The organism is Acinetobacter sp. Leaf130 (assembly GCF_001423205.1).
Classification (GTDB): Bacteria; Pseudomonadota; Gammaproteobacteria; order Pseudomonadales; family Moraxellaceae; genus Acinetobacter; species Acinetobacter calcoaceticus.
In genome coordinates this window covers 145,480-159,342 of the sequence record NZ_LMOE01000007.1, presented here as the reverse complement: position 1 = coordinate 159,342, position 13,863 = coordinate 145,480, and the positions used below count along the sequence as shown (strand labels likewise).

The following is a 13,863-nucleotide window of genomic DNA, read 5'->3' as shown; positions in this document are numbered from 1 at the left end:
CAATTAAACTAAGCTTAAAATCATATTTTTCTTCTCAGTTAATATGTTGTTAAAGTGTGAAATAACTTTCTTTTTTTGATAAAAATATTAAATTATCAATATCATGGCGAGTACTATCTAAATGGATAAGATGCCAATGAAAAAGAAAAATATAACGTGTTTTAACCCCCGACATCTGGAGATGTTTAGATGAGTATTATTCAAGAATTTAAAGAATTTGCCGTGAAAGGCAATATGATGGATTTAGCCATTGGTGTGATTATTGGTGGTGCTTTTGGCAAAATCGTAGACTCTTTAGTAAAAGATATTATCATGCCGCTTATCACTGTAATTACGGGTGGTGGTGTTGATTTTTCGCAGAAATTCATTGTTCTAGGAGCAAACCCTGCCAATCTGCAATCTTTAGATGCTTTGCAAAAAGCAGGTATCAATGTTTTAACCTATGGTAATTTCCTCACCATTTTAATCAACTTTATTATTTTGGCTTGGGTTGTGTTCTTAATGGTGAAATTATTAAACAGACTTCGCCGTGATAAGAACGAGCCAGAAGCTCCAGCTGCAACTCCTGAAGATATTCAATTATTGCGTGAAATTCGTGATGAGTTGAAAAAGCAAGCTTAACAATATTTTGAATTAATAAAAAACGGTACTTAAGGTGCCGTTTTTTATTATTAAGTATTTTATGTTGGGCTAAAGATATTGATAAAATTGAAAGGCTATCGATAAGTTCAATTACACATATTGTAAAAGGGGTATAAATAAATGAATCAGCTTTTTGTGTATGGAACCTTATGCCCAAATAAAGCAAATGCTCATATTTTAGAGCAGATTGGCGGTAACTGGATAAAAGCCAGTGTGCGTGGTGTGATTCATATTTTAGATTGGGGACCCGACAAAGGCTTAAAAGCAATTGTTTTAGACTCAAAAGCTGATTGGGTAGAGGGCTATCTGTTTAGCACAGAAAAACTGGCAGAAAACTGGCAGATGCTTGATGATTTTGAAGGTTTTCAATATCAACGTGTCATAGCTGATGTGAAGCTTGAGTCAGGTGAGCAGATCAAAGCTTGGACATATCAACTGAATGCGCAGGCTCAAGCTTCTGAAAACCACAATTAAAATAATGGAGTCAACGTAAGCTACTCATTCTGAATTTAACTTCTAAAAGATGATAACCAAATTGGCTTTTTATTGGACCTTGTAGTACACGTTCGGCGGCTGTAAACACTACTTTATCAATCACTGGCACCAGCTGTCCTTTTTTGACTTCGCCTAATTCACCACCGCGTTTTGCTGAATTACAAGTTGAATATTGCTTAGCAAGTTTGGCAAAGTCAGCACCACTTTGTAGCTTCTTTTTTAACTGTTCAGCTAAGTCTTTATCTTTGACCAGAATATGTCGGACGATTGCTGTTTGCATTATGACTTCCTCTGAAAATTAGAGCTTATTGGACTTTTTGAGGGGTTGGCACTCTGGGCAAAATACACTTGCACGTTGCCCAAGTTTCAAGTTTTCTAATGTGGTTTCACAGTTAACACACATCTGTCCGGCACGTCCATACGCCAAAAGGGTCTGTTGGAAATAGCCATTTTCTCCCATGGCATTACTGTAATCACGTAAGGTCGAACCGCCTAAATCAATAGCAGATTTTAAAATCCGTTTGATTTCGATCACCAGTTTCTCGATTTGTTCAAGGCTTAGGTCTGCAGCTGGTTGTGCGGGATGGATCCCGACATTAAATAAACTTTCAGTTGCATAAATATTGCCAACACCAACCACAACATGATTATCCATAAGTGCAATTTTTGTGCCGACAGATTTGTTTTTAAGTTTTGAAGCTAAATATTCTGCATTAAAGTCGGTACTTAAAGGCTCGGGCCCTAAAGTATCAATTAATTTCCCTTGTGTTTCAGAGTTTAGCCAGAGAATGCAGCCAAAGCGACGTGGGTCATGATAACGTAACTCATGTTCTTCAAAGCGAATGATGAAGTGATCGTGTTTTCTCAGCTCATCATTTGGCTGACACAAGCGGAAGCTGCCAGACATTCCTAAATGCCAGAGCATTTGATCTTGCTCAAACTCTGCCAAAATATATTTTGAGCGTCGATTTAATCCTATAAGACGTTGTCCAACGAGTTTTTGAACATCATCGGGAATTGCCCAGCGTAAGCTAGGATTGCGTACTTCTACACTTTGAACTTTTTGATTCAATAAGGGAAATAAACTGGTTTTAGTTGTTTCGACTTCGGGTAACTCAGGCATCGCCAACTCGCAGAATTAACAGATATACTGGAATAATCAAGTATATCGTGTGGTATGTAATATTTCAGAGATTACTATGTCAGATATTTTACCATTAAGCTGGTTTCAACGTGAAACTTCACAGGTTGCTCATGATTTAGTCGGATGTGTACTATGTAAGCGACAAGCTGATGGACATGTCATTCGATGTACGATTACCGAAACAGAAGCTTATTTAGGAATTAGAGATAAAGCTTGCCATAGCTACAATGATAAACGTACAGCTCGAACAGAGGTGATGTATGGTTCAGGTGGCACGATTTATGTCTATTTAATTTATGGCATGTATGAAATGCTCAACCTCATTACTCAAACAGAAGGCATCCCTGAAGGGGTAATGATTCGTTCTGCATTTTTGAATGGTGCTTCAACCAAAAAAGAATATAAGCTTTTAGCTGGACCCGGCAAACTCACACGATATTTAGGCATTGATCGAAGTTTAAAAGGTCAGACTTTAGGTGAAGAATCTGGACTGTGGGTTGAATCGGCACCCACTCAGCCAGAAGTGGTGATGACACCGCGTATCGGAATTGATTATGCCGAAGAAGCAAAAGATTGGCCTGAACGATATTGCTGGAAAGACCATCCCTCTTTAAGTCGTTAATTAAAGTAGGTAGTAAGTTCTTAGATAGTGATTAAGTGTGTTCCAGATTTAAAACAATGCAGAGCAAATTCTATATCCAGACAAGACACTGCTTTTTGTTATCATAACTACAATATAAATAAAGGAAATAAGCATGTCCTTATTACGCTTAGACCGACTTCATTACTGTATTTTGATGAGTATGGGTTGTATTTCTAGCCCACTTGTTTGGGCAGATGATTTAGCTCAAGACATTACGGTATTGCCAACTTTACATGTTGAAGCAACGCGTACCGATACAACCTATTTGCAAACACCTGCTTCGGTTTTTCGAATAGATGCGCCTCAAGTTGATAATTCCTCACAAGTAAATTTAACTGAAGTTGTGAAAGGAATACCGAGTTTACAGATTCGTAATCGCGAAAATTATGCACAAGATTTACAGCTCTCCATGCGTGGTTTTGGTGCACGTTCAACTTTTGGTGTTCGAGGTATTCGCCTGTATGTGGATGGTATTCCTGCAACGATGCCAGATGGACAAGGTCAAACCTCTAATATCGATTTAAGTAGTCTGGACCATGTTGAAGTTCTAACAGGACCTTTTTCTTCGCTTTACGGAAACTCATCTGGCGGGACGATTTTAACTTCCACAAAAGAAGGGCAGGGGAAAGACTCGATTGAGCTGAGTTATTCGGGTGGTAGCCATGATAAAAGCAGAGCTGGGCTCGTGCTACAAGGTGGGGCGAAGGGTACGAATGAACCAAGTTATGTTATTAGTTCATCATATTTCGATACCGATGGTTACCGAGAACATAGCGGTGCAGAGAAAGTATTAAACAATGCAAAGCTCAGTTGGAATCTTGATGATGGAAGCAAAATCAACTGGGTGACTAACTATGTCAAAATTCATGCAGATGATCCAGGCGGTTTAACTCGTGCTGATTGGCAAAATAATCCGAAACACGTTGCTCAAAATGTTCTGGATTATAATGCCCGAAAAAAAATTGAACAAACTCAAACGGGCGTGACTTGGTCTAAACCAGTTAATGATAAAAATGAACTCTATGCCATGGCATATTTAGGTAATCGCCAAGTCACTCAATACCAATCTATTCCTGATACTGTACAGAAAAATCCAAATACGCCATATCAGGCAGGTGGTGTAATTGATTTTAAACGTGATTATTATGGTGCTGATTTCCGTTGGACGGGCAAAGAGTTACTTCCAAATACTACTCTAAGTGTTGGTGTTGCACTTGATGCAATGAAAGAAGACAGACAAGGTTATCAAAACTTTAATGATGCTGGTGATAAAGGTGTAAAAGGTACTCTACGCCGGGATGAAGACAATACTTTGTGGAACATTGATCCCTATTTACAAGCTTCATGGCAGTTTTTACCCGCATGGCGTCTCGACACGGGTGTACGTTATAGCAATGTCCATTACAAAACGAAAGACCACTATATTGTCGGTTTGAATGGAGATAATAGCGGTAAGACATCTTATGAAGAGGTGTTACCTTCAGTTGCTTTAAGCTGGCAAATCACTCCAGAAGTTTTGGTTTATGCAAGCTACGCAAAAGGTTTGGAAACGCCAACATTTACTGAAATGGCCTATCCTGTACAAGGTGGTGCAAGTACTTTAGATTTAAAACCATCGACAAGTGATACTTATGAAACTGGTTTAAAGTCACAAAATCAATTAGGTGATTTTACGTTGGCAGTTTTTCAAACAAAAACTAAGAATGATATTGTTTCAGCAGAAAGCTTGGGTGGCCGATCAACCTTCCGCAATGCAGATGAAACCTTACGTGAAGGTGTTGAGTTTGCTTGGAATAAAAAGTTGTGGCGAGATTTAACAGCGACTGCGAGCTATACATATTTGGATGCAACTTTTGATGCTGATATTCCAGCTTTAGGAAGTATTGCTCAAATTCCATCGGGCAATGCCATTCCTGGAATTGCTAAAAACCAAGCTTATGCTTCTTTGGCTTGGCAGCCATCGCACGGTCTATATGGTGGTATAGATGTACAGTATATGGATAAAGTATACGTGAATGATACCAACAGTGATGCAGCGCCAAGCTACAGTGTAACCTCAGCTAATATTGGTTACGCATGGGTAATGGGTGACTGGAAAGTGAATAGCTTTGCCCGTGTTGATAACCTATTTGATAAAAACTATGCAGGTTCAGTGATCGTAAATGATTCAACTAAACCAGCTGGTCGCTATTTTGAACCAGCGGATGGACGTAACTGGAGTGCAGGTTTACGTGTAATTAAGCAATTCTAGGAATTAAAAATGGCAAAATTATTTGAAACGGTTAACTTTGGTTCACTACAACTGGTCAATAGAATTGTAATTGCCCCAATGTGCCAATATTCGGCAACAGATGAAGGTGAAGTGACCTATTGGCATGAACAGCAATGGGCAAATTATGCATTATCTGGTGCAGGGCTTTGTATTGTAGAGGCGACTGCTGTTCAAGCTGAGGGACGTATTAGTTATGCGGATCTTGGGCTATGGAATGATCAGCAACGTGACCAAATCAAAACGTTATTGGGTAAGGTTAGAACACTTTCACCCATGCCATTTGGAATTCAGTTAGCGCATGCAGGTCGTAAAGCTTCTACTGAAAAACCATGGTTAGGGAAAGGGCAAATTGCAAAAGATCAGCCACATGGTTGGCAAACGGTTGCTCCAAGTGAAAGTACTTTTTCGGTTCATGATGCAGCACCTCATGCTTTAACCATTGATGAAATTAAACAAGTTCAACAAGATTTTGCTGCCGCTGCAAAACGTGCCGTAGAAGCTGGCTTTGAGTTAATTGAAGTTCATGCTGCACATGGTTACTTGTTACATCAATTTTTATCGCCAATTGCGAACCAGCGTACAGATGAATATGGCGGTTCTTTAGAAAACCGTATGCGCATGACACTTGAGGTTCTTCAGGCGATTAAACTCGCTGTTCCTGCTGGTTATCCAGTTGGAGTTAGATTGTCTGCGACCGACTGGTTGGACGGTGTAGAACACTGGGATATCGAATCTACAGTTGGTTTATCAAAAGCTTTAGAGCAGTTGGGCGCAGCCTATGTGCATGTGTCTAGTGGTGGTTTACACGAACATCAATCTATTAAGATTGGCGCTGGTTATCAGGTTCCATTTGCTGAACAAGTGAAAAAACATGTGTCTATTCCAGTCATTGCTGTAGGGCTAATTACCGAACCTGAACAAGCAGAAAGTATCCTTACTTCGCATCAGGCCGATGCAATTGGTCTTGCTCGTGCCATGTTATATGACCCAAGATGGCCTTGGCATGCAGCAGCGGCTTTAGGTGCAGAAGTTAAAATTGCGCCTCAGTATTTACGTTGCCAACCTCACGGGGTAAAACAGCTTTTTAATTCTTTTTAACTGTATCGGGCAAAGTCATCTTTGCCCGTTTTTCTTTAGATGAGTGAGGTCGTTCGGTGGTTTTTCAGGTTATTTTGCCTATCTTGATATTGCTATTGATGGGCTATGTTTGTGTTCTCATCAAATTGGTAACGCCTGAACAGATCCGGGCACTTAGCGCATTTGTGATTAAAATTTCTTTGCCAGCTTTTTTAATTCATTCCTTGGCAAATAAAAACTTACAAGACATTTGGCACCCTGCTTATTTTGTTGCTTATGGCGGTGGCTCTTTAATTTTATTTTTCTTGGCTTTTATTCTCTATCGAAAATATTTTAAAAATAGTTTAACCCATAGCGCCGTAATCGCGATGGGCGCTTCGATGTCCAATACTGGGTTCATGGGAACTGCTATTTTGACTATGTTGATTGGCAACCATGCAGCAATCTATATTTCTTTAACCTTAATCATTGAAAATTTATTGATTGTGGCACTCATGCTGATTTTGGCTGAAGCTGGTTTACATCAACAACAAAATCTTTTACCGCTTTTAAAACAAACCTTTTTGAATTTACTCAAGAATCCAGTGATTATCGCTATTTTGGTTGGGATGGGATGCATTCTTTTAGATGTTAACCTTCCTACGACTCTTGATCAGTCTTTGGAGTTACTTGGACGCACGGCATCACCTTTGGCTTTGTTTGCAATTGGGGGAAGCTTAGTTGGGATTGGAATTACAACAGTAAACATGCAAAGTGTTTTGTTGGCGACATTTAAAGTTATCCTGATGCCATCTATTATTTTTGCACTCTTTTTAATCACTCCAGATGTAAGCCGTGAAATGCTTTACGCAGGAACATTAATTGCTGCTTTACCGATGCCAATTGCTTTTGGAATTTTTGGACAAGCATATGGTTTAAATGAAAAGGCCTTAACACCTTTAATGATTAGTACAGTTGTTGGTTTTATTGGGGTGAGCGGACTTATCGCTTTGTGGTGGTAAATTAAAAAGCCCCTTGCGGGGCTTAAGTCATTCACTATTTTTTTGGGGCTGGCTGTGCAGGAGTAGGTTGTTTACTTTTTTCTGCAATAATTTTATCAACCGAAGCTAAAGATTCTCTAGCATTGGGAACATTTTGGTTAGCTAACTCAGTAAAAATCTTTTTAGCCTGTGGCAAATTTTGCGGAATGATATTGCCATTGGCCATCATGGTCGCTAAAGCCATAGAAGCCGGTGCATAACCTTTTTGTGCAATTGATTGTAAGGACTCAATACCTTGACGTTTCATGAGTGGGTTTTTATTTTCCACACCTTGGCTAATATCATAAAGCGCTTTTACCTGAATCGCAGGGTAGTTACCCTTTCTAATTAAAGGTGCTAACTTTTGCAGGGCAATTTGATGAGATTGTGGTTTTTTCTGAGCAAATAAAATCGTAGCAATTTTTACAGTCGCATCATCAGAACCTTGAGCCGATGCTTTTTGAATATATTGACTGAATTTATTACTATCTTTGGCAACGCCTAGTTCGCCTGTCTCATAGATTTGAGCGAGTGTATAACTGGCTTGGGCGTAGCCTTTATTAGATGCATCTTCATAATACTTAAGGGCTTTAGAAGAATCTTTTGCTGTGCCTTGCCCTGTTTGGGTCATGTAACCTAAGTTATAGATGGCTTGAGTATTACCCGTTTGAGCTAGGCGTTGCATTTCCTGAAATGCAGCTGGGTAATTTTTTGCTGCATAGAGTTGTTCAGCTTGTTTAAAAGCATCTGTTTTAGCAGCAGTCGTAGTGTTATCTGCCGCAAAAATTGATGCACTTGAAAGAGCGATTAGGCTTGCGATTAGTAATTTCTTCATTTCTTTTTAACCTTTTACTTCGTAGCTACATCATTCCGTTGATGCATTAAATAGTTTCAAGTTCTCATCATAAATCTTGAACGCTGAAAGTAAACAGCCGATTTGTATATAAAGCACTGCACTTTGGGCAAATTATGGAGAAAATAATAGCCACTCTGAGCAAAAGTTCAGAATGGCTGTTTGTGTTATTTTGCTGACTTGAGTAACGCTTCAATTTGTTTAGCATCACTCGGTACACCCGCGATTCTTTGACCATCTTGTAAGAATAGGGTAGGCGTTCCATCAATATTTAATTTATTACCTAAAGCTATGTTTTTCTGGATTGGTGTCGAACAGTTTTTGCTGGTCGTAGGTAGCTTGCGGTTAAGCATATAGTTGGTCCATGCCTCTGCCGGATTCTTTGAACACCAGATTTGATTTGAAACTTTTTCGGCGTTCGGATGCAAACTGGTAAGAGGGTAAAGGAAGACATATACCGTTACGTTGTCTACTCCAACCATATTTTGTTCTAAGTGTTGGCAATATGGGCAGTCAGGATCGCTAAAGATATAGATCGTACGTTCGCCTTTTCCTTTTACATATTTAATCGCTTGATTGAGCGGTAAGCTTTTAACATCAATCTTACCCAATTCAGCAATGCGTTCCTCAGTCATATTTTTTTGTTGTTTAATATCGACTAAATTACCTACAAAAAAATACTTGGCTTCTTGATTGGTATAGACAATACGACCGCTTGTATACACTTCATAAATGCCTTGTACAGGAGATTGATAAACACCCTTTACAGGCAAATCGGGATAATTTGTCTTAAGATTTTGTTCAAGTGTTTTAACATCAGCATGAGCAGAACCGAAAATAGCCAAACTCAACATGAGTGTAGCAAGTTTAGTCTTCATCTTTTTTCTCTTTAATTTCAACAGGGTTAATGATGGCATATAAAACTTAAAAAATTGACGTTCTAATTTAATGAATTCATTAGTATTTTGTATCTATAAAAAAGCCCACAAGTTTATAGGTGGGCTTTCCAAATTAAGCAAATAATGAGTTATTGTGGTCTGGCAACATCACCGCTTAAGGCTTCAGGTAAATCAAGAACTTGAAGGCCCAGCTCTTCTAGAGCAGCAGGTTTAGCCACAACTAAAGCAAGATAACCTTCCTCATTTGCAACACTATTGACGACTTCAATATCGTTATGGAGTTGAGCTTTCGCCGCAGGTGCTTCACCTGTACCTTGCACTAGATGTAACCAGTGTTTTGGTTTTGCTTTAAACCAAAGGCGCGCCACAATTTCTTGACCTAGGTAACAGCCCTTATCGTAATTGACACCTTCACGTTGATGTAAACGCAATTCTTGTGGTTGGAATTCATGTTCAGTTGCCTGTGTAATCCAAGCTTGTCCAGAAAGAATTGCTTGTTTCTGCCATTCAGAAATATCAGTTTCTAGTGCAGAAAACTCAGTTTGATGACCAGAGATTTTTGGAAAAGCAGGACCTTGTTCACTCAAGGTCATTTTCGAAAAAGCACCAAATTTTTTAATATGTTTGGCAAACTCTTCTGCTTGATCTTGAACAACTACAATTTCAAAACTTTCAGCATTAATCTTTTTTAACCACAAGCCAAAGTGGATACGACCTTTAAGATCACAGATGGCTGTATAGCGTGTTTCATTTTCAGCTAAACGTTCAGTATCTACAGTAACTTGGCCTTGTAAAAACTTTTGTGCATCTACACCGTTTAAAGCATATGAGGAGAAAGCGAGCAGACTCATGATTAATCTCAAATTCAATATGTTTCTTTATGATTGCCGACTATTTTGCTCCATTTTTACTAAAAAATCAGCCATAGTTTTCGTATTTTGATTTTGTATAAAAGATAGCTTTATTGTTTAAAAAAACACCAAAAATATACGTTCGGATGAATCCGAAGGTTTAAGCTAATAAACATAATTTCGATAATTCAAAGGAAATTAGAATAAGGAGAATAATGATGGCAACAGGTACAGTGAAATTTCATCGAGTGTTTAAAGCACCAGCCGAGCGAGTTTATCGTGCATTTTTAGATCCGGATGCTTTAGTAAAGTGGTTACCCCCTCATGGTTTTACCGCAAAGGTTCATAGTTTTGATTCAAGTGTGGGTGGCTCATACAAAATGAGTTTTACCAATTTTTCGACAGGTTCAACACATGCTTTTGGTGGAACCTATGTTGAATTAGTTCCAAATGAGCTAATTCGCTATAACGACCAATTTGATGACCCTAATTTACCCGGTACGATGCAGGTCACCATTACATTAAAAACGGTATTGGTGGGTACAGAAGTGCATATTACGCAAGAAGGAATACCGGAAGTTATTCCTGTGGAAGCGTGCTATTTGGGATGGCAAGAATCCTTATCTTTACTTACCTTATTAGTTGAAGCTGAAATCCCAGATCAATAAACCTTCTAAAATTTTAATGAAATATTTAAAAAGTGAGTGGAGCTAAATCTACTCACTTTTCTTTTATAAGATCTATCCAAAATTAAAAAAATATTGAATGATTTTATAAGGCTAAAATATAAACCATACATAGAGAAAGACGATGGATATACACATTAAAAGAATTTATTAAAATGCTGACCCTAGTGATGGAAAGCGTATTTTAGTTGACCGTCTATGGAGTAGGGGAATTAGCAAAGAAAATGCTCATTTAGATTTATGGCTAAAAGAAGTGGCTCCTTCAACTGAACTTCGGAAATGGTTTCATACAGCAACGCCGGATCATTGGGAAGAATTTAAACAGCGTTATTTAAAAGAACTTGAGATCAACTTAGCAGTTAAAGAATTACACGAGATCGCATCGAAGCATAAAGTCACGCTCTTATATTCAGCAAAAGATGTTGAAAATAACCATGCAATTATTTTAAAAGAATATTTATTAAAGAAAAAATTAAAGTAAATGTATAAATTTTTTTTTGGTAAAAGTGTTTTATTTAAAACTTTAAAAAATGAGTCATATCTCGCATAATATAATTTTTGAGATTTTTTTCATGTCTTTGCCAAATTGCCCAAAATGCCAATCAGAATATACTTACCAAGATGGCGACTTATTGATTTGTCCTGAATGCTCAAATGAGTGGAAAGAAGGAGATGCTTTAGCAACTGAAGAACAAGAAATTATTAAAGATGCTAATGGAAATATTTTAGCCGATGGCGACAGTGTGACTGTAGTTAAAGACTTAAAAATTAAAGGCTCATCTTCAGTGGTGAAAGTAGGCACGAAAGTAAAAACGATTCGCTTAGTTCCAGATGCAAGTGATGGCCACAATATTGATTGTAAAATTGATGGTATTGGGCAGATGAAGCTTAAGTCTGAATTTGTAAAAAAAGCTTAAACTGTTAATTTTCATTACATTTCAGTAGAGATATATACTTATATCTCTACCTTTTAAATTTCTAACATCATTATAATTTTATTACGAAAAAGTATAAAAAATGGGCTATTCAAGGAATGATCGCCCCTTTATATTGTCATAAATAACAAATAACTTTCGTCCAGAATAATAACGAAAGTCATACCCACACCAACAAAAAAATGAGGTTTTTATGGCAGGATGGTACGAAATTTCACAAGCGAGTGATGGACAATACCGCTTTATCTTGAAGGCAGGAAATGGTGAACCTATTTTAAATAGTGAGCTATATAAGGCAAAAGCTTCTGCTGTAAATGGTATTGAATCAATTCAGAAAAACAGTGGTGATGACGCCCGATATGAGCGTTTAACTGCAAAAAATGGAAAGCCTTATTTCAATTTAAAAGCTGCAAATCATCAGATTATTGGAACGAGTCAGTTCTATGCGAGTGAAGCTTCACGAGATAAAGGAATTGAGTCTGTTAAAACCAATGGTTCATCAACAACCATTAAGGATTTAACAGTTCAGGCATAAAAACTCAGTTAAAAAAAGCAGCTTCTAAAAGCTGCTTTTTTATTTATGTATTTATTAACGCGCTAACTTAGCTAAAAGTTCTTCTTTAGTTAAATTGCTCGCTTCAGCATCTCGGCGGCCTTTATATTCAAAAGTGCCTGCATCAAGACCTTTTTCACCGATCACGATACGGTGTGGAATACCCATCAATTCAAGGTCAGAGAATTTAACGCCCGGACGTTCGTTACGATCATCAAGTAATACATCAAAACCTTGTGCCTGAAGTTCTGCATAAAGAGATTCTGCTGCTTCAAGAGTACGTGGAGATTTGTGCGCATTCATTGGAACAATTGCAATCTCAAAAGGTGCAATGGTTTGTGGCCACATAATGCCTTTGTCATCGTAATTTTGTTCAATTGCAGCTGCAACCACACGTGTTACCCCTATACCATAGCATCCCATGGTTACAGTAAATGGTTTGCCATCTTCACCTAAAACTTTACAACCTAAAGCTTCAGAGTATTTAGTCCCAAGTTGGAAAATATGGCCTACTTCAATACCACGTTTAATTTGTAGTGTGCCTTTACCATCTGGAGATGGATCGCCTTCAACCACATTACGCAAATCGAAAACTTCGGTAATTTGTGCATCACGCTCCCAGTTTACGCCTACAGCATGTTTGTCAGCTTCATTTGCACCAGCAACGAAGTCTGAAAGAACAGATGCAGCACGGTCAACAATCACGGTTAAGCCCTTTTCGACTAAACCTTGTGGACCTGTAAAGCCAGCAGTTAAACCAAATGCTTGAAGTTGTTCTTCAGTTGCAAAAGTAAGAGGCGTAGCCACTAAAGGATGCTTCTCAGCTTTAATCTCATTAAGTTCGTGGTCACCACGTACAAATAGAGCAACGACAGGAACCTGACCTTTTTCGTCAGCAACGCCTTGAACCAATAAAGCTTTAACAGATTGCTTTGGATCAGCATTTAAGAACTGACATACATCGTCAATTGTTTTTTGGTTTGGTGTTTCAACCAATTTTAATTCTTGAGTAGGGGCTGCACGTTCGCCCACTAAAACAGCCTCAGCCATTTCAACGTTTGCTGCATAATCAGATTCAGTTGAAAATGCGATGTCATCTTCACCACTTGAAGCCAAAACGTGAAACTCATGTGAAGCTGAACCACCAATTGAACCTGTATCTGCTTGTACTGGGCGGAAGTCTAAGCCTAAGCGAGTGAAAATACGGCTGTATGTGTCGTACATCACGTCATAAGTTTCTTGTAATGATTCTTGAGTTGCATGGAAAGAATAAGCATCTTTCATGATGAACTCACGTGAACGCATTACACCAAAACGTGGACGAATTTCATCACGGAATTTGGTTTGAATTTGATAGAAATTTACAGGAAGCTGCTTATAACTTTTTAATTCGTTACGCGCCATATCTGTAATAACTTCTTCATGCGTTGGTCCAAGTACAAATGGGTTCGCATGGCGATCTTTAAAACGTAATAACTCAGGACCGTATTGTTCGTAGCGACCTGATTCTTCCCAAAGACTTGCGGGTTGAGTCACGGGCATGAATACTTCCATCGCGCCTGAACGGTTCATTTCTTCACGAACAATTGCATCTACTTTTTTAAGCACACGTGTTCCCATCGGCAGCCATGTATATAAACCAGATGCCAATTTACGAATCATCCCCGCACGTAACATGAGCTGGTGTGAAATCACTTCAGCATCATTTGGGGTTTCTCTCAACGTTGCAAATAAAAAGCGGCTTGCGCGCATGGAAAAAGTCCTAAAAGTTAAGCGTTATAAAAACGCAGATTA

15 protein-coding genes and 2 pseudogenes are annotated in these 13,863 nt (G+C 38.4%); 10 read left to right on the top strand and 7 right to left on the bottom strand.

What is annotated here, in order from left to right; all coding sequences use genetic code 11:
• Nucleotides 1-189 precede the first annotated feature (189 nt).
• Nucleotides 190-621 carry a large conductance mechanosensitive channel protein MscL gene (gene mscL / locus ASF86_RS15505; protein WP_005036267.1) on the top strand — a complete coding sequence of 144 codons (432 nt, stop codon included), beginning with the start codon at nucleotides 190-192 and terminating at the stop codon, nucleotides 619-621.
• Between the two features lie 141 nt (nucleotides 622-762).
• Nucleotides 763-1,116 (top strand): gamma-glutamylcyclotransferase family protein, encoded by a 354-nt coding sequence (locus tag ASF86_RS15500; RefSeq protein ID WP_056483416.1) that lies wholly within the window; start codon nucleotides 763-765, stop codon nucleotides 1,114-1,116.
• 10 nt (nucleotides 1,117-1,126) lie between these two features.
• Here the strand turns inward: ASF86_RS15500 and ASF86_RS15495 are convergent, their stop codons facing one another.
• Together ASF86_RS15495 and mutM are read right to left on the bottom strand one after the other, a co-directional pair.
• Nucleotides 1,127-1,417 (bottom strand): peptidylprolyl isomerase, encoded by a 291-nt coding sequence (locus tag ASF86_RS15495; protein ID WP_003655265.1) that lies wholly within the window; start codon nucleotides 1,415-1,417, stop codon nucleotides 1,127-1,129.
• Nucleotides 1,418-1,435: 18 nt separating this feature from the next.
• Complete coding sequence (gene mutM / locus ASF86_RS15490; protein WP_056483413.1) at nucleotides 1,436-2,260, bottom strand: bifunctional DNA-formamidopyrimidine glycosylase/DNA-(apurinic or apyrimidinic site) lyase; 825 nt, start codon at nucleotides 2,258-2,260, stop codon at nucleotides 1,436-1,438.
• A gap of 76 nt (nucleotides 2,261-2,336) precedes the next feature.
• Between mutM and ASF86_RS15485 the strand changes: the two genes are divergently transcribed.
• The 4 genes from ASF86_RS15485 to ASF86_RS15470 all read left to right on the top strand — a co-directional run bounded on the left by ASF86_RS15485 (nucleotide 2,337) and on the right by ASF86_RS15470 (nucleotide 7,274).
• Nucleotides 2,337-2,903: a DNA-3-methyladenine glycosylase gene (locus tag ASF86_RS15485; RefSeq protein ID WP_056483410.1), complete on the top strand. Its 567-nt coding sequence runs from the start codon at nucleotides 2,337-2,339 to the stop codon at nucleotides 2,901-2,903.
• Nucleotides 2,904-3,036: 133 nt separating this feature from the next.
• The gene (locus tag ASF86_RS15480; protein WP_056483407.1) at nucleotides 3,037-5,175 is read left to right on the top strand and encodes a TonB-dependent receptor; all 2,139 of its coding nucleotides are present in this window, start codon (nucleotides 3,037-3,039) and stop codon (nucleotides 5,173-5,175) included.
• 9 nt (nucleotides 5,176-5,184) lie between these two features.
• Complete coding sequence (locus tag ASF86_RS15475) at nucleotides 5,185-6,294, top strand: NADH:flavin oxidoreductase/NADH oxidase (RefSeq protein ID WP_056483404.1); 1,110 nt, start codon at nucleotides 5,185-5,187, stop codon at nucleotides 6,292-6,294.
• Between the two features lie 56 nt (nucleotides 6,295-6,350).
• Nucleotides 6,351-7,274 carry an AEC family transporter gene (locus ASF86_RS15470; protein WP_056483401.1) on the top strand — a complete coding sequence of 308 codons (924 nt, stop codon included), beginning with the start codon at nucleotides 6,351-6,353 and terminating at the stop codon, nucleotides 7,272-7,274.
• A gap of 34 nt (nucleotides 7,275-7,308) precedes the next feature.
• On the opposite strand, the gene ASF86_RS15465 is transcribed toward ASF86_RS15470, so the two are convergent.
• The 4 genes and pseudogenes from ASF86_RS15465 to ASF86_RS20130 all read right to left on the bottom strand — a co-directional run.
• Nucleotides 7,309-8,127 carry a tetratricopeptide repeat protein gene (locus ASF86_RS15465; protein ID WP_056483399.1) on the bottom strand — a complete coding sequence of 273 codons (819 nt, stop codon included), beginning with the start codon at nucleotides 8,125-8,127 and terminating at the stop codon, nucleotides 7,309-7,311.
• Between the two features lie 185 nt (nucleotides 8,128-8,312).
• A complete protein-coding gene (locus ASF86_RS15460) occupies nucleotides 8,313-9,023 on the bottom strand; it encodes a DsbC family protein (protein ID WP_056483397.1) in 711 nt (236 codons plus the stop codon).
• A 149-nt stretch (nucleotides 9,024-9,172) separates the two neighbouring features.
• Nucleotides 9,173-9,895, bottom strand: a complete 723-nt coding sequence (locus ASF86_RS15455) for a YgfZ/GcvT domain-containing protein (protein ID WP_056483394.1) — start codon at nucleotides 9,893-9,895, stop codon at nucleotides 9,173-9,175.
• A 113-nt stretch (nucleotides 9,896-10,008) separates the two neighbouring features.
• Nucleotides 10,009-10,071, bottom strand: a pseudogene (locus tag ASF86_RS20130) (hypothetical protein); the annotation flags it as partial.
• 39 nt (nucleotides 10,072-10,110) lie between these two features.
• Between ASF86_RS20130 and ASF86_RS15450 the strand changes: the two are divergent.
• The 4 genes and pseudogenes from ASF86_RS15450 (at nucleotide 10,111) to ASF86_RS15435 (ending at nucleotide 12,051) form a co-directional block, all read left to right on the top strand.
• The gene (locus ASF86_RS15450; RefSeq protein ID WP_005050025.1) at nucleotides 10,111-10,563 is read left to right on the top strand and encodes an SRPBCC family protein; all 453 of its coding nucleotides are present in this window, start codon (nucleotides 10,111-10,113) and stop codon (nucleotides 10,561-10,563) included.
• A gap of 142 nt (nucleotides 10,564-10,705) precedes the next feature.
• A pseudogene (locus tag ASF86_RS15445) lies at nucleotides 10,706-11,062 on the top strand (DUF488 domain-containing protein).
• A 91-nt stretch (nucleotides 11,063-11,153) separates the two neighbouring features.
• Nucleotides 11,154-11,498, top strand: a complete 345-nt coding sequence (locus ASF86_RS15440; protein ID WP_005036305.1) for a zinc ribbon domain-containing protein YjdM — start codon at nucleotides 11,154-11,156, stop codon at nucleotides 11,496-11,498.
• 211 nt (nucleotides 11,499-11,709) lie between these two features.
• Nucleotides 11,710-12,051, top strand: coding sequence for a YegP family protein (locus ASF86_RS15435; RefSeq protein WP_004638995.1), 342 nt, complete (start codon nucleotides 11,710-11,712; stop codon nucleotides 12,049-12,051).
• 54 nt (nucleotides 12,052-12,105) lie between these two features.
• Here ASF86_RS15435 and ASF86_RS15430 read toward each other — a convergent pair whose 3' ends face one another.
• Complete coding sequence (locus ASF86_RS15430; protein WP_056483392.1) at nucleotides 12,106-13,821, bottom strand: proline--tRNA ligase; 1,716 nt, start codon at nucleotides 13,819-13,821, stop codon at nucleotides 12,106-12,108.
• Between the last annotated feature and the right edge of the window lie 42 nt (nucleotides 13,822-13,863).

Excerpts from the sequence above, each read along its gene's own strand:
- mscL (WP_005036267.1), top strand. The coding sequence starts at position 190 with ATGAGTATTATTCAAGAATTTAAAGAATTTGCCGTGAAAGGCAATATG.
- ASF86_RS15500 (WP_056483416.1), top strand. The coding sequence starts at position 763 with ATGAATCAGCTTTTTGTGTATGGAACCTTATGCCCAAATAAAGCAAAT.
- ASF86_RS15495 (WP_003655265.1), bottom strand. The coding sequence starts at position 1,417 with ATGCAAACAGCAATCGTCCGACATATTCTGGTCAAAGATAAAGACTTA.
- mutM (WP_056483413.1), bottom strand. The coding sequence starts at position 2,260 with ATGCCTGAGTTACCCGAAGTCGAAACAACTAAAACCAGTTTATTTCCC.
- ASF86_RS15485 (WP_056483410.1), top strand. The coding sequence starts at position 2,337 with ATGTCAGATATTTTACCATTAAGCTGGTTTCAACGTGAAACTTCACAG.
- ASF86_RS15480 (WP_056483407.1), top strand. The coding sequence starts at position 3,037 with ATGTCCTTATTACGCTTAGACCGACTTCATTACTGTATTTTGATGAGT.
- ASF86_RS15475 (WP_056483404.1), top strand. The coding sequence starts at position 5,185 with ATGGCAAAATTATTTGAAACGGTTAACTTTGGTTCACTACAACTGGTC.
- ASF86_RS15465 (WP_056483399.1), bottom strand. The coding sequence starts at position 8,127 with ATGAAGAAATTACTAATCGCAAGCCTAATCGCTCTTTCAAGTGCATCA.
- ASF86_RS15460 (WP_056483397.1), bottom strand. The coding sequence starts at position 9,023 with ATGAAGACTAAACTTGCTACACTCATGTTGAGTTTGGCTATTTTCGGT.
- ASF86_RS15455 (WP_056483394.1), bottom strand. The coding sequence starts at position 9,895 with ATGAGTCTGCTCGCTTTCTCCTCATATGCTTTAAACGGTGTAGATGCA.
- ASF86_RS15450 (WP_005050025.1), top strand. The coding sequence starts at position 10,111 with ATGATGGCAACAGGTACAGTGAAATTTCATCGAGTGTTTAAAGCACCA.
- ASF86_RS15440 (WP_005036305.1), top strand. The coding sequence starts at position 11,154 with ATGTCTTTGCCAAATTGCCCAAAATGCCAATCAGAATATACTTACCAA.
- ASF86_RS15435 (WP_004638995.1), top strand. The coding sequence starts at position 11,710 with ATGGCAGGATGGTACGAAATTTCACAAGCGAGTGATGGACAATACCGC.
- ASF86_RS15430 (WP_056483392.1), bottom strand. The coding sequence starts at position 13,821 with ATGCGCGCAAGCCGCTTTTTATTTGCAACGTTGAGAGAAACCCCAAAT.